This is a genomic window from Bradyrhizobium sp. ARR65, from assembly GCF_000472385.1.
In the GTDB taxonomy this organism is placed as follows: domain Bacteria; phylum Pseudomonadota; class Alphaproteobacteria; order Rhizobiales; family Xanthobacteraceae; genus Bradyrhizobium.
In genome coordinates this window covers 86997-108221 of record NZ_AWZU01000025.1, presented here as the reverse complement: position 1 = coordinate 108221, position 21225 = coordinate 86997, and the positions used below count along the sequence as shown (strand labels likewise).

Below are 21225 nucleotides of genomic sequence, written 5' to 3'. Positions count from 1 at the left end.
CCGCTCGCCCATCGTTCGTGGGGGAGGGGCATGGACGATCCATCGTTGGCGCGCGCGCTGGTCGACGCCGTCATTTCCGACTTTCCAGATCATGAGCCCGGCACCCGGCCGATCCACACCATCGGCATTGGGGTCGAGGGCTATTTCGAAGCCTCCGACGTGGCGCCAAGCTACTGTATCGCAGAGCACTTCGCCGGACAGCGCGTGCCGGCCTCTGTGCGCTTCTCCAACGGCTCGGGCAGCCCCGAGCAGCACGACGGATGGAACGACGTACGCGGAATGGCGACGCGCTTTCACCTCAAGGACGGCGCCGCGACCGATCTGATTGCAATGACGCTGGGCGAATTTTTCGTACCCACCGTGAAGGATTTTTTCGAGTTCACCAAGGCCGCGCAGCAGACACCGGTCGCAAAAGAATCGCCGTGGCGGAAAATTCTCGACATGCTGCGGCTCAAGATCCCGCTGAACGACCCCTATCCCGGGCAAAAAGCAAGCGGCGATGCGGGCACGCTGGTTTACGCGAACAAGCACAAATTCGCCCAGCTCAGCGTGTTTCAGGCCGGCTCGATCGGCGCGCCCGTGAGCTATGTGCGCGCGGCCTATCACGCCGTTCACACCTTCATCGTGACCGGTTCGGACGGCGTGCGCCGCCCGGTCCGCTTCTCCTGGAAGCCGGTTGCCGGTGTCCGCACCACCGATCCCACCCAGCCGCCGGTCGACAGCTATCTGCAGGAGGAGCTGCGCGAGCGGCTCAAGCAATGGCCAGCCCGCTTCCTGCTGATGATGCAGATCGGCGAGACCGGCGATGCGCTTGACGATCCGACCCAGCCCTGGCCGGCGCACCGCATCCGCGTCATCATGGGCACGCTCACCCTCACCAAGGTGACCGAGGATCAGCAGGCGGCCTGCGAGCGTATCAGCTTCAATCCGTGGCGCCTTGTATCTGGCATCGAGCCGTCCGACGATCCAATTCTTCATGCCCGCAAGGGGGCCTACGAGGAATCGCGTCAGCGGCGCGGCGGCACGGCTTGTCCTTTCAACCGGAGTTAAGGTGATGGCGGGGGATGCGACCTGGTTTGAGCGATTTGTCGACAGGCTTCCCGACACGCGCTTCATGCAGTTCGTAGCGGCGAAGATCCTGGTGCCGTTCTGGGCGTGGCGCACGCCGGTAAAGCCGCAGCCCGGCGGGCCCCGTTATGGAGTGCAGCCCGGCGATAATGTCCAGCGCATGATGAACCTGATCATGCCGCTGAAGGACAAATCGCCGGTGGGGCGTGCCAAGGCCGCGCTCGCGATTGCGGCGAACAAGGACGAGATCTACGCGGGCCTCGACAATGTCGGCACAGTGCATTTCGCGCGCTTTGTCATCGTCGGCGATAACATCTGCATGTTCTCCGTCTATGACGGCGACTTCACCAACTACATCCGCGACTTCATCGCCACCATCGGCAGCGTGTTCGACGCCGTGGTGAGACTTGTCGAAGGCGGCGAGGACGTCATTCCCTCCGAGGAGAATGTCGAGAAATTCATCGATTGGGTGCACGCCCACGATCTCTATCAGGTCTCGGATCTGGCGACGGATATTCTCCGCGACCAGGAGGCGGTCAACGGCGAGACCGCCGCGACCGGCGATCTGCGGCTCTTGCCGCGTGACCTGATCCTGCAGCTCCGCGTCAATCCCAACGTATCCTTGGGCAGTGGTTACCGCGCCTATCCCGGATATTCCGCGGCACAGGTGCGCCGACAATTCGGCATCGGTTGGTGAGCGCCATGTTCAACGCCTCTGACGTGCAGGGAAATATTTTGCGAGGCTACCGCAAGCCTCGCGTGCGGCATTTGATCCTGGAGGTCGCTGACGCAAGCGAGGCGCGCGCTTGGTGCGGCGCCATCGTGTCGGGCAGCGGCGATAGTCCGCAGGTGACGACGCAGGCGCCGTGGGAGAGCAAGCCGGCAAGCTGCTTCAACATCGGCATCACCTTCCAGGGCTTGCGCGCGCTCGGCGTGTCCGCGGAATCGCTTGCGACTTTTCCGACAGAGTTCGTCGAGGGGATGCCCGCGCGGGCCATCAAGCTCGGCGACGTCGGGGAGAGCGCACCGGACCGGTGGCCGGCTCCGTTCGACAAACCGCAGGCCATTCACCTCATCGCGTCGATCTATGCCGATGATGCCGCCGAGCTCGATCGCCTCCAGAACCGGGCTCTGCGGCGAGGCGCGTTCAAACTGCTCGGCAAGCGCGACGGTTTCAACTTCAACGGCGACTACGTTCACTTCGGCTATCGCGACAACATCTCACAGCAGCGCTTTGCCGAGGTTCACGACCCCGACAATTATCCGGACGCGCAGCCGATGGCGCCGCTCGGCACCGTGCTGCTCGGCTATCCCAATAATTTCGAAGGCCTGTTCTGGCGGGTGCCCACGCCGAAAGCGCTCGGCCTCAACGGCACGTTCAACGCGTTTCGCGTGCTCGAACAGGACGTGGCAGGCTTTGAAAATTATCTCACCGTCTCAGCCAAATATCTGTTGTCGCACCCGCAAGTCGACGAATTGCTGCCGCCGGGTGACGAGGCAAAGATCGGGGCAGCGCTGTCGCGGGAGGGCGCCTTGCGCGAGATCGTCGCCGCGCAGATGTGCGGACGCTGGCGCAACGGCGTGCCGCTGGCGCTTTCGCCTGATACACCGGAGCATCCGGAGCCGCCGAACAAGTTCGATTACGATGCCGCCTCGGGCTGTCCCTTTGGTGCTCACATCCGCAGGACCAATCCGCGCGGCGGGCAGATCGTGCAGCGAGTGGCCAACCATAGCCGCCGCCTGATCCGCCGCGGCATGCCCTACGGGCCGCCTTACGATCCCGCGAACCCCAATACGGCGGGCCAGGAGCGAGGCCTGCTCGGCAACTTCATCGGTGCCAGCCTCGGTGCCCAGTTCGAGGCGATGTGCTGCGATTGGGTCAATGTCGGCCTGCAGGACCCACGCGTGACCGGCTCGAATGATCCCCTGATCGGCGCCAACGAACCCGAGACGAGCTGGTTCGACCTCCTGCTCAAATCCGGCGCCGCAATCAGACTACGCGGCCTGCCGCGCTTCGTGCAGACCAGGGGCGGGGCCTACACTTTTCTGCCGAGCATTTCAGCCATTCGCTACCTCGGCTCGCTGGGCAAATGAGCGGCACATAGAACCGCTGCACCGGCCTCACCGGCTTCGCGAAGCATCGGCGCCCATCGCGACGCCATCTTTTCGTGCGCCTATTGGCCAAAACTCGTCCAAATCCTGCGCAAATTCTTGCAGACGTCAGGTGCCTCGAATCAGGGCGAATTATGCCGATTCGGTGCTGTAATTTTTTGAATCAAATCGTGTCCGGTTAACCGTGTGAACATTCGCCACATGTGTGACGACGTGGTAGGAAGCGGTCGGGGTGGTTTGGGGCCAGATTCCAGTGGGGGTTAACTACATGAGTTCCAGGGGGACCGGATCGGAGATCAAGGCCGGGCCGAGGCGCGTGCTTCGTGTCGGCGTCGTGGGCGCTGGCGTGATGGGCACCAATCATGCCCGCGTGCTGGCCGGCCTGCCGGATGTCAGCCTCGTCGGCGTCGTCGATCCCTTGCCGGCGCATCGCTCGCGCGCCACCGATCTCACCGCTTGCCGCACCTTCGAAAATCTTGACGATCTGATCGCTGAGGGGGTCGACGCCGTTACGATCGCGGCGCCAACCCATCTGCATCACGAGATCGCGCTCGCCTGCATCACGCGCAAGATCGACGTGCTGGTCGAAAAGCCGATTGCCTCGACCGTCGAAGAGGGCCGGGAAATCGTGGCGGCGGCGCGGGCCGCAGGCGTCACGCTGATGGTGGGACATGTCGAGCGATTCAATCCGGCGGTCGCCGCGGTCAAGCAGGCGATTTCGGGCGAGGACATTCTCTCCATCGCCATCACCCGCGTCGGGCCGTTTCCACCGCGGATGTCCAATGTCGGCGTGGTCATCGACCTTGCCGTGCATGACATCGACCTGATCCGCTGGTTCACCGAGTCGGATATCGTCGAGGTGCAGCCGCAGCTCTCCAGCGCGGTCGCCGAGCGCGAGGACATCGCGCTGCTGCAATTCCGCACCGCCTCCGGTGTGCTCGCGCATATCAACACCAACTGGCTGACGCCGTTCAAGGCGCGCAGCGTGACCGTCGCGACCCGCGGCAAATATATCATGGGCGATCTCTTGACGCGCCAGGTCACCGAATGTTTCGGCTTCAAGCCGGACGGCAGCTATTCCATGCGCCATCTGCCGGTCGGGCACGATGAGCCGCTGCGGGCCGAATTGATCGCCTTTCTGCACGCGGTGCGCGCAGGTGCCGCGCCGGCGGTCACCGGCGACGAGGGCGTGGCCAGCCTTGAAATCGCCACCCGCTGCCTGGAAACCTCGGCCAAGACCGTCGCTGTGCCACCGGCCCGCAAGGCGCCGCGCCGCGTCGTTGTCGGTTGATCCGAGCATGGTCCGGACCCGGCGGGTCGCGCCAGCGCAAAGCGGGTAGCGGTTTTTGCGAAAAGACTACGCTGCAAAGCTAAACGATGTCCCTTTCTCAGCCCGTGCAAGAGTCCATGAACCAGCATCTGCGCCCCTCACCCATCCCCTTCATCGATGTCGCCGCCCAGCGCCAGCGGCTCGGCAAGGCCATCGACGAGGCGGTATCGCGCGTGCTCACGCATTGCCAGTTCCTGGGCGGTCCGGAAGTGACGCAGCTCGAGGCCGACCTTGCCGCCTTCTCTGGCGCCAAGCATGTGGTGACCTGCTCCAGCGGCACCGATGCACTTTTGATGGTGCTGATGGCCAAGGGCATCGGTCCGGGCGATGCTGTGATCTGCCCATCCTTCACCTTCTGCGCGACGGGGGAGACGGTCGCGCTCACCGGGGCGACGCCGGTGTTCGTCGATGTCGACGAAGAGACCTTCAACATGGACGCGGCCTCGCTCAAGCGCGGCATCGCCACAGCCAGGAAGAATGGCCTCAAGCCGAAGGCGGTGATTCCCGTCGATCTCTTCGGACAGAGCGCCGATCACGATGCGATCGAGGCGATCGCCAATGACGCGGGATTGTTCGTGCTCGACGACGCCGCGCAGGGTTTTGGTGCCAGCTACAAGGGCCGTCGCCTCGGCACGTTCGGGCTTGCGACGGCAACGAGCTTCTTTCCGGCAAAGCCGCTCGGCTGCTTCGGCGATGGCGGCGCCATCTTCACCGATGATGCCGATCTCGCCGCGACGCTGCGCAGCGTCCGCGTGCACGGCCAGGGCACGGACAAATACGACAACGTGCGGCTTGGTCTGACCGGTCGGCTCGACACCATGCAGGCGGCGATCCTGATCGAGAAGCTGAAGATCTTCGATGACGAGATTGCAGCCCGCAACAAGGTCGCGGAGCGCTACGCGCGCGGGCTCGGCAACGTCGTGAAGGTTCCGCGACTCGCGCAAGAGTGCACGTCGGTCTGGGCGCAATATACGATCAGGCTGCCGAAGGGGCATGATCGCGATGCCTTCGCCGCGGCGCTGAAGGCGCAGGGCATTCCGACCGCGATCTATTATCCGAAGTCGATCCATCAGCAGACCGCCTACCGGCACTACCCGGTCGCCGAGGGCGGCCTGCTGGTCAGCGAGGCCCTTTCAGCCGACGTCATCAGTCTGCCGATGCACGCTTATCTGGACGAACCGACCCAAGACCGCATCATCGCCGCGGTGCGCGGAGCGATTTCGGGCTGAGTCCACGAGCGCGGTTTACCTCTCCCCAGCCGGGAGAGGTCGATTTTTTGCGTAGCAAATCGGGTGAGGGGCGCCGCACTATCGAAGGACCGTAACCCTCACCCGGCGCTCCGCGCCGACCTCTCCCGATGGGAGAGGTGAACCACGTTCTTCGCTTCAAAGTCCTCCCCTCATGCTTTAGAAGCGGCGCATGCTTGGGCGCATTTTCACGGTCGGCGGCTATACCCTGCTTTCGCGGCTGACGGGGTTCGCGCGCGACATCATGCTGGCGGCGATCCTTGGCGCCGGCCCGGTGGCGGACGCGTTCTTCGTGGCGCTGCGGCTGCCCAACCATTTCCGTGCCATCTTTGCCGAAGGCGCGTTCAACGCGGCGTTCGTACCGGCTTACGCGCATGTGCAGGGTGAGCACGGACAGGCCTCGGCCCAATTGTTTGCCGACCGCATCTTCACGCTGCTGTTCGTTTCCCAAATCGTGCTGCTCGCAGTCGCCATGCTGTTCATGCCGCAGGCCATGAGCATCTTGGCGCCCGGCTTCACCGAGGATGTCGCACAGCGGAGCCTCGCGATCGAGCTGACGCGGATCACCTTTCCGTATCTGTTGCTGATCACCCTGGTGACGCTCTATGGCGGCATGCTCAATGTGATGCATCGCTTTGCCAGCGCGGCGGCCGCACCGATCTTTCTCAACGTCTCGATGATGGCGACCTTGGCGCTGGCCGCGTTCTTTCCGGGCGCCGGCCACGCCGCTGCCTGGGGTGTCCTGATCTCCGGCTTCCTGCAATATTTCTTGCTGGCCGGCGATCTCGCCAAGCACGGCGGGTTGCCGCGGTTTGCGCGCGTCAGCCTCGATGAAGACGTGCGCGCCTTTTTTTCAGCCCTCGGCCCGGCGACGCTCGGCTCGATGGGCACGCAGGTCGCGCTGTTCGCCGACACCATCATCGCAACCTTTCTGCCCGCAGGCGCCTTGTCGGCGCTGTATTACGCCGACCGTCTCAACCAGTTGCCGATCGGGGTGATCGGCATTGCCATCGGCACGGTGCTGCTGCCGGAAATGTCGCGGCAGATCACCGCGCGCGACGATGAGGGCGCCATGCGCTCGCAGCGTCGCGCCTTCGATTTCACGCTCCTGTTCTCGGTGCCGTTCGTCGCGGCTTTCCTGACCGTGCCCGACGTGATCATGCGCGCGATGTTCGCGCGCGGCGCCTTTTCAAGGGCCGATGCCGCCGCGGCTGGCGCGACACTGGCGGCCTACGCGATCGGCCTCATTCCCTTCGTGCTGATCCGCAGCGCGGTTGCGACCTTCTACGCCCGCAAGGACACCGCGACCCCGGTCAAGGCAGCGCTGATCGGGGTCGGCATCAACGTCGCCCTGAAGATCGCGCTGGTTGGCGCGCTCGCGCAAATCGGTCTTGCGCTCGCAACGGCCGTCGGTGCCTGGACCAATCTTCTGCTGGTCCTCGGTTTCGCCGTGCGGGCGGGCCATCTCGAGCCGGACCGCGCACTGCTGCGGTCAATACTGAAGTTCGCGTTGTCTGGCATCGTGCTCGCCGCCGCGCTCTGGCCCACGGCGAAGTTTGCTGCAGCGCATCTTGCGCTGCACAGCTTCCGCGACGAAATCGTGCTTCTGCTGCTGATCGCCGTCGGGTCAGTGGTTTATGTCGGATCCATTCTGCTGCTATTTGGCCTCAAATGGCTGCGCTCATTGGTGCGCGGCTGACCACTAAAGGGGGTTTGCGCTGCCCCGCGATCCGCTGCAATATGGCGCAACCTTAGAGATAAAAAACTGGAGTTAGAATGGCTGCTCCCATCAAATTCGGCGTTGGCCAAAGCGTGCTGCGCAAGGAAGATGACGCGTTGATCCGCGGCAAGGGCCGCTACACCGACGACACCGCGCCGCAGGCTGCGCTGCATGCGCTGGTTTTGCGTTCGCCGCATGCGCATGCCACATACACCATTGATGTTGCCCGCGCGCAGGCCTTGCCGGGCGTCGCCTTGATCCTCACCGCGGAGGATGTCAAGGATCTCGGCGGTCTGCCGTGCCTGTTCAATTTCGAGGTCGACCCCTTCACTGGTCCGCCCTATCCGATTCTCGCGAGCGGCGAGGTGCGCCATGTCGGCGATGCCGTTGCCTTCGTGGTCGCCGACACCATCGATCATGCGCGCGACGCCATTGAGGCCATCGAGGTCAATTGGACACCGCTGCCTTCGGTCACCGGCTCGATCAACGCGCTGAAGCCGGACGCGCCGCAGGTCTGGCCCAGCCATCCCGGTAACATCCTCTACGACGTGCCGATCGGCGACAAGAAGGCGACCGACGAGGCCTTCGCGAAGGCGCACGCGATCGCCGAGATTTCCATCGTCAATCCGCGCGTCGTCGCAAGCTTCATGGAGACTCGCGCGGCGGTCTGCGAATACGATGCCAAGCGAGACCATTTGACGCTCACGGTCGGCAGCCAGGGCAGCCATCGGCTGCGCGACATTCTCTGCCAGAACGTCCTCAATATTCCCGTCGAGAAGATGCGGGTGATCTGCCCGGACGTCGGCGGCGGCTTCGGCACGAAACTGTTTCCTTACCGCGAATATGCGCTGCTGGCGGTCGCGGCACGTCGGCTGAAAAAGCCGGTGCGCTGGGCGGCCGATCGCTCCGAACATTTCATCGGGGACGCGCAGGGGCGCGACAACATCACCACGGCGCGCATGGCGCTCGCCGAGGACGGCAAATTCCTTGCCATGGATGTCGACCTGGTCAGCGACATGGGCGCGTATCTGTCGACCTTCGGGCCCTATATTCCGCATGGCGGGGCCGGCATGCTGCCGGGCCTTTACGACATCCAGACCTTCCACTGCCGCGTACGCACCGTTTTCACCCATTCGGTGCCAGTCGACGCCTATCGCGGCGCAGGCCGGCCCGAGGCCGCTTACGTGATCGAACGGCTGGTGGACGCCGCCGCGCGCAAGCTCGGCATGACGCCGGATGCGATCCGCAAGAAGAACTTCATCCAGCCGCGCCAGCTCCCCTACAAGACCGCAACCGGCAAGGTCTACGATTCGGGCGACTTCGCCGCGCATATGAAACGTGCGATGGAAGCCGCCGATTGGAAGGACTTTCCCAAGCGCGCCAAGGCCGCCAGGAAAGCGGGTCTGGTACGTGGCATCGGCATGTCGAGCTATGTCGAAATCTGCGGCACCATGGGCGAAGAAACCGCCAATGTGCGGCTCGATCCGAACGGCGACGTCACCATCCTGATCGGCACCCAGTCGAGCGGGCAGGGGCACCAGACCGCCTACGCCCAGATCGTCGCCGACCAGTTCGGCCTGCCGCCGGAGCGCATCCACATCCACCAGGGCGACACGGATGAAATCGCCACTGGGCTCGGCACCGGCGGCTCCTCCTCCATCCCCTCCGGGGGCGTCAGCGTCGATCGCGCCACGCGCGAGCTCGGCAAGAAGCTGAAGGAGCTCGCGACCGAAGCGCTGGAAACCGGCGTGGGCGATCTCGAGATCGCAGGCGGCGTGGTGCGGGTGGCCGGCACCGACCGCTCGATCGGCTTCGCCGATCTCGCCAAGCGTCCGGGCGCCGACCCGAAGAAGCTGACCGGCAGCGCGACCTTCTCCAGCGCCGAGGGCACCTATCCCAACGGGACCCACATCGCAGAGGTCGAGATCGATCCCGCAACCGGCATCATCAGGATCGTCAACTACGTGATCGTCGACGATTTCGGCGTGACGCTCAATCCGCTGCTGCTCGAGGGGCAGGTGCATGGCGGCGTGGTGCAGGGGATCGGGCAGGCGCTGATGGAGCAGGTGCTCTACAGCCCGAGCGACGGCCAGCTCATGACCGGCACCTATATGGACTATGCGCTGCCGCGCGCCGCCGATGGTCCGTCGATCCATTTCGAGACCCACAACATTCCCTGCAAGACCAATCCGATGGGCGTGAAAGGCGCGGGCGAGGCGGGGGCGATCGGCTCCTGTCCCGCAGTGGTCAATGCCATTATCGATGGGTTGTGGCGCGAATATAAGATCGAGCACATCGACATGCCGGCAACGCCGGAGCGGGTCTGGATCGCGATCCGCGAGCATCAGCGCCAGCATAGCCTGTAATATTCGCGCGTCCGTGGCGGAATAAAACGCCGCGGCGGGGGTTCTTCAATAAGCCGCGATTCTGCGAGAGCAGGATCGCGGTGTCGTTTGCAGTCAGCTTTTGCGCGAAGGAGAAGTCGTCGATGAAACGGACAGTCGTGGTGGCGGGGGCCTTGCTCTTGGGCATCAGCGCGGTGATGGCGGATCAGAAGCTCGCCGTCGAGCAGGACAATCTGATGCGCTCCCAGGGCAAGAGCATGTATGTGATCATGGGCAAGATGGTCAAAGGCGAGACGCCGTATGACCAGAAGGCGGTCGATGACGCGCTCACCCAGCTCGAAAGCGACGTCAAGAAGATCGCGACCACCTTTGCGAACAACCCCAAGGAAGACGTGGTCGACGCGAAGTTCGGATCTTCGCAGAAGATCTGGCAGAACAAGACCGATTTCGATTCCAAGATCCCGCCGGTGCAGAAGGCGATCGCCGATGTCAAGGGCAAGGTCAACTCTCTTGACGATCTGAAAGTGGCGTTCAAGTCAATCAACGACCGCTGCACCGATTGCCATGAGACCTATCGCGTCAAGCTGAAGTAGCGAAGGGTGCGGACGGGTTGATACCGAACACAGAAATGAAGGAGGCGAACGCACGATGCATCCGCCTCCTTTTTGTTTGTTCAGCTAAGAGATGTTCGCCGGGACTGGACCAACGCACGCACCATCTCAAAACCGTCATCCTGGATGAGCGGCTACCCGCTGCAGGACCGGGGTCGTCGCCCTTCGAGACGGCCGCGGGTCGCGGCCTCCTCAGGGAGACGGGGACAGTTGGACGCCTGCTTCGACTTGCATGAACAATGCGCGATCGAAACTGCACCGTCACATTTACTTCGTCACCTGACCGCGGATTTCGCCGGCTGGATTGGCCGAGGTGTGGATGTTGACATAGTACTTGCCCGCCTCGAGATCGGCGGCCTGCGCATCGGTCAGCGTGGCGCTGCCCTTGACCGGGCTTGACGTCGCATTGGGGATCGCCACCGCGACGCCGGCATTCTTGCCGGCCTCGGCGGGGCCATGGAAATGCGCGGCCGTGGCCGGGCCGGTCAAGCCCGAATAGGTGACGGTCCAGCTCAGCTTCTTGCTGGCGGGATCATAGTCGATATCGGCGGTGCCCGTCCCGGTGCTGGTCGTGGGCGGCACTTCCGACTTTCCGTCCAGCGTCGCCTTGAATTTCTCCGCGCTGGCCGGTCCGGCAAGGACGATCACCGCTCCGAATGCAAGTGCAGCAAACATGATTTTGGTCATGGCTCTCTCCCATTTTCGACGTCGTGCCGCTTTCACAACAATGATGCTTACGCGTTATTCCCGCAACCCGCCGCAACATTTGAAAATTTTTCAAACAATCTATGGCTGGAGTGTAGCACTTACCAGCCATAAACTCGGTTCAATATGACGAGTTGGTGATGCTGCGACGAATGTTCCTGGCTACGCTGCTGCTGGCGGTCGTGGCGTTCGGATTTTACGGCTGGTTGACGGCGGCGCCGCTGCAGCTCGCGGTCACGGCGCCTGCCTATACGCCGAACGCCGCCAATGGCGAAATCATCTTCAATGCCGGAGGATGCTCCTCCTGCCACGCAGTGCCGAACCAGCCCGATCGGCTCAAGCTCGGCGGGGGACTTGCGATCCCGTCGCCCTTCGGCACCTTCTATGCGCCGAACATCTCACCCGATCCGGCCGATGGCATCGGGCGATGGAGCGAGGGTGATTTCGTGACCGCGGTGATGAAGGGCCTTTCGCCTGAGGGTACGCACTACTTTCCGGCCTTTCCCTACACGTCCTACGCGCATGCCAAGGTGGAGGACGTTCGCGATCTCTTTGCCTATCTGAAAACGCTTGCGCCCGTGCCGGGCCGCGTGCGCGGTCACGACGTGCCGTTTCCGTTCGACATCCGTCGCAATATCGGCATCTGGAAATTGCTGTTCATGGATGGCAAGCCGTTTGCGCACGACCCGTCGCGCTCGGCGCGCTGGAATCGCGGCGCCTATCTCGTCAACAGTTTCGGGCATTGCGCAGAGTGTCACAGCCCGCGCAATTTTCTGGGCGGCATCATCGGCGCACAGCGTTTCGCCGGCGGCCCCAATCCGGAAGGCGAGGGCTGGGTGCCGAACATCACGCAGAAGGGTCTTTCCGACTGGAGCGAAAAAGACATCGCCTATTTTCTGGAAACGGGCGAAACGCCCGATGGCGACAGCGCCGGCGGTTCGATGGCACGCGTGATCAAGAACATCGCGCAGTTACCGGCGGATGATCGAGCGGCGATCGCGGAATATGTGAAATCGTTGCCGCCGGTCGAGGGCCCGCCGCGCCCGCCAAAGAAGCCCGCAAGCGAGGGGTGAGATCAAGCAGACGCAAGTCCGTTGAAATGAGCTCCCAAGTATCACCGTCACCCTGAGGAAGCGCGTAGCGCCGTCTCGAAGGGCGAGGGCCCGGCCGCTCGCTGCGGGGCCGTTCATCCTTCGAGGCTCGCGGAGTCTGTCATCGGGCCGCGCTTCGCGCGGACCCGGTGGCGAGCACCTCAGGATGACGGCTCGATATCGGAGCGCTGGTCGCAAAGCTTCTAAAGCCTATCGACAGCCTTGAACGTGCCATCCGGCTGAATGATGGTCAGGTACACCGCCGCCGGCCGTTCGCGTCGCTTTGCGCCGAAAGTGAGAATGGTGCCGCCGACATCGAATTCGCCGACCTCGTTGATGATGCGCAGCATGTCGGCGCGGGTAGGGTGGGGGCCGGCCATCTCCAGCACTGCACCGGTCAGCCGTCCGGACAGATAGCCCTCCAGCGAGTGGAAGCCGGGAGGCAACGCGCCATCAAGGGCCCGTAGCGCCTGCCGATAATCGGCGACGAGCGTCAACCGCGTATCCCAGGGAAACGGCACGACCTCGGAAACGATCACGCCCCGCCCTTCAGGCCCGAGCTCCTTGGCGAGCGCATCGGCGCCGACAAAGGAAATCGCGACGAAGGTCGGATTGAAGCGACTGCGATGCGCCAGCTTGATGAACTCGGCGCAGGGACCGTAGGTCCCGACCATCACCACCGCCTCGGGCTCGGCACGCTTGATCGCTTTCAAGGCGGCGCCGACCGCTCTTGTGTTGCGTTCGAACGTGCCTTCCGCCGCCAGTTCCAGCCCGCGCCGCGCCAGCGCGGCCTTGACGCCGGCGAGGCCGTCGCGGCCAAAGGAGTCGTCCTGATAGAAGATCGCGATGGTCTTTAAATGCAGGTCTTCCGTCAGATGCTTGATCCAGGCTTCGGCCTCGGCGCTGTAGCTCGGGCGAATATTGACGACGTTGCGGAATTCGGAAGCACGCAAGAACTCCGCGCCGGACAGCGGGCCGATGAACGGCACATTCTTCTCCGCCGCGATCGGAACCGTCGCGATCGACGTCGGCGTGCCGACCGCGCCGATGAGCGCGAACACCTGGTCCTCGTCGATCAGCTTTACGGTCTCGGCGACCGAGCGGTCGGGATCATAGCCATCGTCGCGGCTGATCAGCTTGAGTTTGCGGCCGTGCACGCCGCCTTTGGCATTGATCTCCTCAAAGGCCGCGAGAATGCCTTGCCGCATGCCTTGCCCGAGCGCCGAAGACGGACCTTCGAGGGCGGCGGCCTGGCCGAACAGGATCGTGTCGGCGCTGACGCCGACCTCCTCGGCGCTTGCGGAAAGCGGAAACTGCGCGGCCGCGAGAAGCGCGAGACCGGCGATCGCGAACGGTGTTGGCCGCATGATGTGGGTCTGACGCGATGAGAGGCGTGCTTGAGGTTGGTGGGAAGGCGGGCTGCAGGATATGTCCGCGGTGTGAAGAGCCGGCTAACCGATCGCATTCAATTCGTCCGTATGAATCCGGAGAAAGCTGCATTTGTCGCCTTGTACGAGCGGAGATTGTTAACTAAGGCGCTCGGCCGGCGACCGTAGGAACCCCGATTTTTGGAACTTCTTAACCGCGCATCATGTCGGATTCCTCCCGACGGTGGGAAAGCCGTTTGGGGGCCGCTTTGCAGGTCGGACGAGACGATGAGCCAGGGGACCAGGATCGGGACGATTGCCGCTTCGACGGCGGCATCGAACCCCGGCGCGCGCCGCCCTCGCGCGCAGGGCTGTATCGTCCGGCGCTGATTGCGGCCGCGATCGGCACGCTGCTGTCGCTGGCCGGCGTGTTTGCCGTCGGCCAATGGGAAAATCGCCTGGTTCGCGCCGAGTTCGAGGGCCTCGCCGAGACCCAGGCGATCACGATCCAGAATGGCGTCAACGAATATGTCGGCCGGCTGATGACGCTGCGCACGCTGTTCGAATCCGCCAATGAGGACATCACCCGCAGCGAATACGAAACCTTTAGCCAGCGCTTGTTCGAGGATCATCCGGGGCTCATACGCGTGGCCTGGGTGCCGCGGGTCGAACGCAAGGAGCGCGCCGATTACGAGGTCGCGGCGGTCGCCGATGGCATCTCCGGCTACCGGATCAAATCCTTCGCCGACGGCATGCCCGTCCCCGAGCACGACGAATATTTTCCGGTCTACTTCTCCACAGAACCGAAGACCTCCGTGGTCTACGGGCTGGACTACTGGAGCTCTCCCGAAAGGCGCGCCACGCTCGAACGTGCGCGCGACAATGATCTTGTCGCGGTGTTGCGCACCCGCCTTTACGAGACCAGGAACGGGGCCAATCCCGTCGGCGTGATGGTGGGCGTGCCGGTCTATGCCAAGGGAACGTCGCGCATGACGATCGCCGACCGCCGGCGCAATCTGAACGGCTTCATCGTCGGCATGTTCGACCTGCCGCGGCTATTGCAGACGATCCGCGCAACCGCGGCAGCGACCCCGGCAATCGCCATCCATGTCTATCCGCCCGATTCCGCCGAGGCCGCAGCTTCCACACCGCCGTCGGAGCCCGATTTCTCCACCGAACCCGAGCGCAAGCGGGCAACGGATGGGCTGCGCTGGTCGACTGCTCTCAAGATCGGCGACGTCAATTGGCAATTGCTTGCCGTCCCCGCAAGCGGCGGCGAGCTGATGGAGAACCACTATCGGGCGCTCGCGGTGTTCGTCGCCGGGATGGTCACCACGATCTTCCTGGCCATCTATCTCGGCCTGTCCAGCCGCAATTCGCTGCAGCTTTCGCTCGCCAACCGCCGCGTGCTGGAGCTCGCGCAGACCGACATACTGACCGGATTGCCGAACCGCGGCTTCTTCCTGGAGCGGCTGCAGGAGAGCAATGCTTGCGAAGCGGGCGGCGGTTTTGCCATTCTGTTGCTCGATCTCGACCGCTTCAAGAACGTCAACGATTCCCTCGGCCATGCCGCAGGCGATGCCCTCCTGCGGATGGTGGCGCAGCGCCTGAGGTCGACGCTGCGCTCAGGCGACGTGCTGGCGCGTCTTGGCGGCGATGAATTTGCGGTCATCCAGGGCGGCGCCGACGACCAGCGCTCGGCCTCGCTGGATCTCGCCAGGCGTTTCTCCAAGCTGATCGCAGAACCCTTCCAGCTCTTAGGCCACCGCGTCGAAATTGGCACCTCGATCGGCATTGCACTCGCACCGGAGCATGGCCGTCACCAGGAACAGCTCCTGAAGAAGGCCGACCTTGCGCTTTATCGCTCGAAATCGGCGGGCCGTAACTGCTACACAATCTATGACCAGGCGATGTCGGCCGAGCTCGAGGCCCGCAACACGCTGGAGGGCGATTTGCGCGACGCCATCGCGCGCTGCCAGTTCGAGGTGCATTACCAGCCGTTCTACGACGTGGAGGCGGGGCGGCGGCGCGGCGTGGAAGCACTGGTACGCTGGCGCCACCCGGAAAAGGGGCTGATCCCGCCCGACCAGTTCATTCCGCTCGCGGAGGCAACGGGCCTGATCGTGCCGCTCGGCGAATGGGTGATCACACGCGCTTGCGACGACGCGATATGCTGGCCCGACGACGTGAAGGTCGCGGTGAACCTGTCGCCGGTCCAGTTCAAGCAGGCCGAATTGTTTGACGTGATCCGGCAGGCGCTGGAAAGATCAGGGCTGAAGCCGGAGCGGCTGGAGATCGAGATCACCGAATCCGTGCTCCTGGAGCAGGCCGTCGAAAACCACACGTTCATCGACAAGCTCAAGGGCATCGGCATTTCGCTGGCGCTCGACGATTTCGGGACCGGCTATTCGTCGTTGCGCTCGCTCACCGCTTTCCCCTTCGACAAGATCAAGATCGACAAGTCCTTCATTGCCAATTTGAGCGAGCGGCCGGAAAGCTGTGCCATCATCTCCTCCGTCGTGGCCCTGGCGCGCGGGCTGGGCATGTCGATCACCGCGGAAGGTGTGGAGACGGACGAGCAGCTTGCGCATCTGCGCTCGCTCGGCGTGAACTTCGCGCAGGGCTATCTGCTGGGACGCCCGATGCCGGTCGGCGCGCTGGAAGAGCATCTGCAGATCGGCCGCGGAGAGCGCGACGCGGCTTGAGGCAAGCCACGGGTTGGCTGTTTTGCGTCAACTCTACTGTCGTATCCGGCTGCGCAACCTAAGCGCTTGGGCGAGCGCTTCCCATTCATTCCAAAAGAAACTAGTCTATTGCTCTTTTCGGAAATTCAAATCGATTGGAGCGCATTCGATACTTTGTAAGGAGTATCCAACATGCCGCGAAGAGCAATTACGCTTGGTGGTGGCGGCCCAGCAGCAGGGCTGCACATTGGAGTTCTGGAAGCTCTTGCCGATCATGAGATAACGTTCGACGTGTGGTCGCTGTCGTGCATCGGCGCATGGGTCGGTATTGTCTACAATCAGTGCGACGAAGGAAAGGAAGTCGAGCAAACATATCAATTCTTCAGAGATGGCGTGTTTCGGGATGACGAGGGCTACAAGCGCTTCCCGATAAACACCGTGTTCGGGCCGGACTGGCGCGCCAACATAGATGCTGTCAACAAGTTCGTCAGTGACCCCAAGAACTACAAGGACTTTCAATGGCAGCCCTACAGGATGTTCGATTACGTCCAGGAATCGCTGTCAATCTTCTTTGACCACATGCCTCGCGGCGAAAAGGAACGCTACAGGAAACTGGACGAAGGAGATCTCAACCGCTGGATACTCAACCAGGTGATGGCGCCAAATCCCTTCATCCGTTACCTGACCTCTCTGATGTACCTGTCCAATTTCAACGGCCTCTCGAAAATCAACTATCCGGACAGTGACTTCATGAAAAAAATAAAATTCGAAAAACTGTACGCGAAAAAAGATAAGCTCATTTTTCACAACGCCTGGAATCTTGATACCCACGAGCTCACGTTCTTTGCAAATCGTCCGATGCCAGTGACGAATAGGCCCGAGGACAGCATAAAAAAGAGGCTCGGCGGGCCCATCACGGCAGAATCGTTATGTGCATGTTCGGCTCTTCCCTTCATTGAAGAAACCGTGAAGATCGACGGCACAACCTACTGTGAAGGCGCCTTGGTCGATACGGTCAACTTCGAGGGGTTGATCGAGCAACATGGTGATAAGCTCGACGAAATATGGATAAGCCGGATTGTCGATTCCAAGCAAATCCGGAAACCGAAAAACCTTCACGATGCGCTGGCAAATCTCTGCCAATTGTTTGCAGCCAGCGTTGGCGAAGATGACGTCAGGCTGTTCAAGTACCATGTTAAATACGACAAGCCTCAGAAGTGGACAGGTACCGTCGTCGAGATTCATGTGCCTGGGCACATCAATTTCAAATGGAATCACAGCAACCTGGATAAAGGGCGAGAATTGGGAAGACGCGCCGCAGAACAAGCCATCAAGACGTACGACAAGCAGAAGAGGGACGAGGGAGCGATGCGCAAAGCCAAGGAGCCGCTGTTCATAAACGAAAAGCCGGAGAAAGACGACCGGGACTGGCAACGGCTGCAACAAGAATATCTCGACCTGCAGGAAGAGCTGGCTGAGACTTAGAGACGGACGATGCGGGGCTATGGCAGCGTGCGGTGTGGACAGCTCACCGCAACTGATCGAGTACTGCCTTTGCTTGCTTGAGGTCCTGCGTCTCGAATCCTTCGGTGAACCAGCCGTAGACCGGCGCGAGGATATTGGTCGCTTCTTCGCGCCGACCACGCTCCATCCACAACCTGGCAAGATCGACCGCGGCTCGAAGTTCGAGGATCCTGGCATGCTGGCTTCTTGCGATGCCCAAGGCCTTCTGCAGCAATTCGGCGCCATCATCCGGCTCATCGCAGAGCGTCATCGTGCGCGCCTTCAGCCGGTACAGCTCGGCCTCGAATATCCGCTCGCTGCTGCGGCTTGTCGTCGTGAAACCCTGCTCGATGACGGCCAGCGCAGTCTCGTATTCCTGGCTCAGCAGTAAGGCAGGACACAACAGCACGTAGAGGGCCGTGATACCCAGCTGGTAACCCGCGCCACGATGTTCATCCATGGCGGCGCGAATCTCTTCGGTGGCGCGGGACGACGGGTTGAGCAGCGCGACGCATATGCCATGGACCGCGCGCGCCAATCCGCGCCACTGCCGGAATCCGTGCTCCTCGCAGAGAAGGCGACAGCGCTCGGCATGCCGCTGCGCCGTCCGTATCTCGCCGCGAAGCACGTGGACAACAGAAGCATAGTAGCAGGCATAGGCTTGGGAATGGGGATGGTTGATCGCGTCAGCACGTTGAACTGCGGCATCGATGCGCATGATCGCGGAATCGACATCGCCAAGCAGCCACAGCACCCATGACATCAGCGCAAGGTCGGCTACGCCGGCATCCTGGCCGGCCGCTCGCGCGGCCAATCTCTCTGCCTCACTGCTTGCCTCGAATTCCGCGACCGCGCGTTCGATGGCTGCGCGGGCGTCGACAAGGCGTCCCATGAAAAGACGAATCATCGCCTGACCGCGGGTCGCGTTGAGCAGCGCCGGCCGGTCGGCGCGCGCCTCAGCAAGATGAAGCAAGGCGGCGATGGTTTCCTGGGCGACCGGCAATTCGCCGCGCATGACACTGGCGGTGGTCAACCAGAACATCACTTGCAGCTGCTCGGGCGGATCTCCGAGGCGCTCGCACAATTCGCGCGCACGCGCGAAGGTCGCTACGGCCTTGTTCGAGGCCGGTCCCTGGGTCGCGATCAGGCACGGCCCGAGCGCGACCTGGAAATCAAGCTCCAGCCGGTCCTTTCGCGAACCTTCCGGCAGATGAGCGGAGGCCTCGATGCCCCGCTCCAGATGTGCGATGGCTTCGAGATTGGCGGAGCGCATGGCCGCTTTCTTTCCAGCCTGCAGCCAGTATCCGGCCGCCTTCTCGAACAAGCCCGACTCGGTGAGGTGATGCGCGACGGTTTCGGGTTGAGCTTCGACGATCTCCGGGAAGCGCTGCTCGAACGCGTCCGCGATCATGGCATGCAGCGCCGCGCGCCGGCTCTTCAACAGACCTGAATAGGCGGCATCGCGTACGAGCACATGCTTGAACGTGTAAACCGCCCTGGGGATCTCGCCGCGGCAGAATATCAGCTCCGATCTAACCAGTTGCGCAAGCGCTTCCTCGAGTCGCTCCGCGGGCAGTCCGGCGACAATGTTCAGCAGTTCGTAGGAGAACTCGCGGCCCACCACGGCGCCGATCTGGGCGACCTCCCGCACGGGCGCGAGGCGATCCAGCCTTGCCATGAGCGAGGCGTGTAATGTCGTCGGTATCGCCATCGCGGGCAGCGGACGGTTGAGGACATAGTGGCCGTCCCGCTCCTGCAGCAAGCCGGTTTCGAGAACTGTCTTGGTCAGTTCCTCGACAAACAGGGGCACGCCGTCGGTGCGCGCCAGGATCTGGTCCATGACGTCGGCCGGCAGCATCTTGCCGGCCGTGACCCGCTCGACCAATGCCGCCCCGTTGCGTCGGTTCAGGCGCGTCAGTGAGACGGTCGTCACATGCGCATGACCCGGCCAGGGCGGCATGAATTCCGGTCTCGCAGTGATGAGGATCAGCGCCCGAAGCTGCGGCACCCGTTCCATCGTCAGCGTGAGTAGTTCCAGCGATGTCGGATCCGCCCAATGGGCATCCTCAAAAATAACAAAGACGGGCTGATGTGCGGTAAGGGCCTCGAACTGAGTCAAAAGAGCGGCCAGCGTCACCTCCTTGCGCCGCTGCGGACTCATTTCCGCGGCGTGATAGCGATCACTGGTCGGCACCGACAAGAGGTTCGCCAGAGGCGGCACGACCTGCTCCGGGGCTGCCCCGGAGCGCACGAGCAATGCCTCGAGCTTGGCGAATTTCGTCTCCGGCAGGTCGGTTCGCTCGAACCGGGCGGCCCGCTCGAGCTGACGAATGAACGGGTAGAGCGCGCTGTGGGTGTGATGTGCCGAGCAGAAATGGCGCACCGTGATGTGGGGCTCGGTATCCCTGAGCCGTTCTTCCAACGCCAGAGAAATGTGCGACTTGCCGATGCCCGGCTCGCCGGTCAACACCACCACGCTGCCCTCGCCACGCACGGAATTGTGCCAGCGGCGCAGCAGCAGCTCGATTTCCTCGTCCCGTCCGATCGGCGGCGTCAGTCGAGCTTTGTGCTGCGCCTCGAAGCGGCTTTCCGCGCTGGTAGCACCGAGCGCTTCCCAGGCCGGCAGGGGCTCCGCCCAGCCCTTCAGCATGACCGGCCCGACATTGCGGCATTCGAAATGTCCCTCGGTCAATCGGCGCGTATTCCCGCAGATCAGAACCGATCCGGGCATCGCCAGCGATTGCAGCCGTGCGGCCAGGTTCGGCGTCTCGCCAATGACCGATTGCTCCTTGGCCGCGCCTTCCCCGGTCAAGTCGCCGACCACCACCATGCCGGTCGCGATCCCGACCCGGACCTGCAGCGGCGTGCCGATATCGGTCTTGAGCTTCGTGACGGCGTCGACCGAGGCCAGTCCGGCGCGTATCGCCTGTTCGGCATCATCCTCATGCGCCCGGGGAAAGCCGAAATAGGCGAGCACGCCATCGCCCATGTAGCGGGCGATAACGCCCTCGCTCTTCGCGATGACGTCGCTGATGCAGGCGTGATAGGCGCCGATGACCGCACGCAAGTCCTCGGGATCAAGGCGGGCCGACAATGCCGAGGAGCCCACCAGATCGCAGAACATCACCGTGAGCTGGCGCCGCTCGGCGCCGTCCCGCGGTGCATGCGCGATGGCCGTTTGCGCTGCTGGAGGGGCTTGCCCTTTCAGTTCGGAAATGGCGCGCAGCATCTTGCGCCGATGTCCCAGCAGAACGCCAAGGTCCTTGAGATCCTGCTCCGTCAGATCGCCAAGGACCGACAGATCGATCGCATTCTCGACAAAGCGCTCGGCGTATTCACTCAAGCCGATCGATGCTAGCCACTCCGCAATCGGTGTCATGGCGAACCTATGGCCCGGATCGCAACAATAGCAACGTTTATGCATCATGCGAAGGCCCTCGGC

At 62.9% G+C, this 21225-nt stretch carries 14 protein-coding genes; 11 read left to right on the top strand and 3 right to left on the bottom strand.

From position 1 onward, the window contains the following. The first annotated feature begins 30 nt into the window (after positions 1-30). The 8 genes from F758_RS0125320 to F758_RS0125285 all read left to right on the top strand — a co-directional run bounded on the left by F758_RS0125320 (position 31) and on the right by F758_RS0125285 (position 10415). Positions 31-1050, top strand: a complete 1020-nt coding sequence (locus F758_RS0125320; RefSeq protein WP_024510506.1) for a catalase — start codon at positions 31-33, stop codon at positions 1048-1050. A gap of 4 nt (positions 1051-1054) precedes the next feature. Further along, a complete protein-coding gene (locus F758_RS0125315; RefSeq protein WP_024510505.1) occupies positions 1055-1765 on the top strand; it encodes a hypothetical protein in 711 nt (236 codons plus the stop codon). Between the two features lie 5 nt (positions 1766-1770). Then, positions 1771-3162 carry a Dyp-type peroxidase gene (locus tag F758_RS0125310; RefSeq protein WP_024510504.1) on the top strand — a complete coding sequence of 464 codons (1392 nt, stop codon included), beginning with the start codon at positions 1771-1773 and terminating at the stop codon, positions 3160-3162. 286 nt (positions 3163-3448) lie between these two features. Further along, positions 3449-4471, top strand: a complete 1023-nt coding sequence (locus tag F758_RS0125305; protein ID WP_024510503.1) for a Gfo/Idh/MocA family protein — start codon at positions 3449-3451, stop codon at positions 4469-4471. Positions 4472-4587: 116 nt separating this feature from the next. Beyond that, positions 4588-5739: a DegT/DnrJ/EryC1/StrS family aminotransferase gene (locus F758_RS0125300; protein WP_024510502.1), complete on the top strand. Its 1152-nt coding sequence runs from the start codon at positions 4588-4590 to the stop codon at positions 5737-5739. A gap of 190 nt (positions 5740-5929) precedes the next feature. Further along, positions 5930-7456, top strand: coding sequence for a murein biosynthesis integral membrane protein MurJ (gene murJ / locus F758_RS0125295; protein WP_024510501.1), 1527 nt, complete (start codon positions 5930-5932; stop codon positions 7454-7456). Positions 7457-7533: 77 nt separating this feature from the next. Further along, entirely contained in the window at positions 7534-9843 is a 2310-nt protein-coding gene (locus tag F758_RS0125290; RefSeq protein ID WP_024510500.1) for a xanthine dehydrogenase family protein molybdopterin-binding subunit, read from the top strand. A 122-nt stretch (positions 9844-9965) separates the two neighbouring features. Next, positions 9966-10415, top strand: coding sequence for a c-type cytochrome (locus F758_RS0125285; protein ID WP_024510499.1), 450 nt, complete (start codon positions 9966-9968; stop codon positions 10413-10415). A 285-nt stretch (positions 10416-10700) separates the two neighbouring features. On the opposite strand, the gene F758_RS0125280 is transcribed toward F758_RS0125285, so the two are convergent. Beyond that, the gene (locus tag F758_RS0125280; protein ID WP_024510498.1) at positions 10701-11120 is read right to left on the bottom strand and encodes a CHRD domain-containing protein; all 420 of its coding nucleotides are present in this window, start codon (positions 11118-11120) and stop codon (positions 10701-10703) included. A 158-nt stretch (positions 11121-11278) separates the two neighbouring features. On the opposite strand from F758_RS0125280, the gene F758_RS0125275 reads away from it, so the two are divergent. Further along, entirely contained in the window at positions 11279-12211 is a 933-nt protein-coding gene (locus tag F758_RS0125275) for a cytochrome c (protein ID WP_024510497.1), read from the top strand. Between the two features lie 221 nt (positions 12212-12432). On the opposite strand, the gene F758_RS0125270 is transcribed toward F758_RS0125275, so the two are convergent. Beyond that, entirely contained in the window at positions 12433-13596 is a 1164-nt protein-coding gene (locus tag F758_RS0125270; RefSeq protein WP_024510496.1) for an ABC transporter substrate-binding protein, read from the bottom strand. A gap of 257 nt (positions 13597-13853) precedes the next feature. Here F758_RS0125270 and F758_RS0125265 point away from each other — a divergent pair, with 257 nt between their 5' ends. Beyond that, on the top strand, positions 13854-16301 hold the full coding sequence (locus F758_RS0125265; protein WP_502689179.1) for a bifunctional diguanylate cyclase/phosphodiesterase: 2448 nt from the start codon (positions 13854-13856) through the stop codon (positions 16299-16301). Between the two features lie 171 nt (positions 16302-16472). Beyond that, positions 16473-17765 (top strand): patatin-like phospholipase family protein, encoded by a 1293-nt coding sequence (locus F758_RS0125260; RefSeq protein WP_024510494.1) that lies wholly within the window; start codon positions 16473-16475, stop codon positions 17763-17765. A gap of 43 nt (positions 17766-17808) precedes the next feature. On the opposite strand, the gene F758_RS0125255 is transcribed toward F758_RS0125260, so the two are convergent. Then, positions 17809-21162, bottom strand: coding sequence for an AAA family ATPase (locus F758_RS0125255; RefSeq protein ID WP_024510493.1), 3354 nt, complete (start codon positions 21160-21162; stop codon positions 17809-17811). Between the last annotated feature and the right edge of the window lie 63 nt (positions 21163-21225).

What these genes read in the sequence shown, in the direction of transcription:
- F758_RS0125305 (WP_024510503.1), top strand. Translation starts at nt 3,449, where the DNA reads ATGAGTTCCAGGGGGACCGGATCGGAGATCAAGGCCGGGCCGAGGCGC.
- F758_RS0125260 (WP_024510494.1), top strand. Translation starts at nt 16,473, where the DNA reads ATGCCGCGAAGAGCAATTACGCTTGGTGGTGGCGGCCCAGCAGCAGGG.
- F758_RS0125315 (WP_024510505.1), top strand. Translation starts at nt 1,055, where the DNA reads ATGGCGGGGGATGCGACCTGGTTTGAGCGATTTGTCGACAGGCTTCCC.
- F758_RS0125310 (WP_024510504.1), top strand. Translation starts at nt 1,771, where the DNA reads ATGTTCAACGCCTCTGACGTGCAGGGAAATATTTTGCGAGGCTACCGC.
- F758_RS0125285 (WP_024510499.1), top strand. Translation starts at nt 9,966, where the DNA reads ATGAAACGGACAGTCGTGGTGGCGGGGGCCTTGCTCTTGGGCATCAGC.
- murJ (WP_024510501.1), top strand. Translation starts at nt 5,930, where the DNA reads ATGCTTGGGCGCATTTTCACGGTCGGCGGCTATACCCTGCTTTCGCGG.
- F758_RS0125300 (WP_024510502.1), top strand. Translation starts at nt 4,588, where the DNA reads ATGAACCAGCATCTGCGCCCCTCACCCATCCCCTTCATCGATGTCGCC.
- F758_RS0125275 (WP_024510497.1), top strand. Translation starts at nt 11,279, where the DNA reads ATGCTGCGACGAATGTTCCTGGCTACGCTGCTGCTGGCGGTCGTGGCG.
- F758_RS0125290 (WP_024510500.1), top strand. Translation starts at nt 7,534, where the DNA reads ATGGCTGCTCCCATCAAATTCGGCGTTGGCCAAAGCGTGCTGCGCAAG.
- F758_RS0125280 (WP_024510498.1), bottom strand. Translation starts at nt 11,120, where the DNA reads ATGACCAAAATCATGTTTGCTGCACTTGCATTCGGAGCGGTGATCGTC.
- F758_RS0125255 (WP_024510493.1), bottom strand. Translation starts at nt 21,162, where the DNA reads ATGACACCGATTGCGGAGTGGCTAGCATCGATCGGCTTGAGTGAATAC.
- F758_RS0125320 (WP_024510506.1), top strand. Translation starts at nt 31, where the DNA reads ATGGACGATCCATCGTTGGCGCGCGCGCTGGTCGACGCCGTCATTTCC.
- F758_RS0125270 (WP_024510496.1), bottom strand. Translation starts at nt 13,596, where the DNA reads ATGCGGCCAACACCGTTCGCGATCGCCGGTCTCGCGCTTCTCGCGGCC.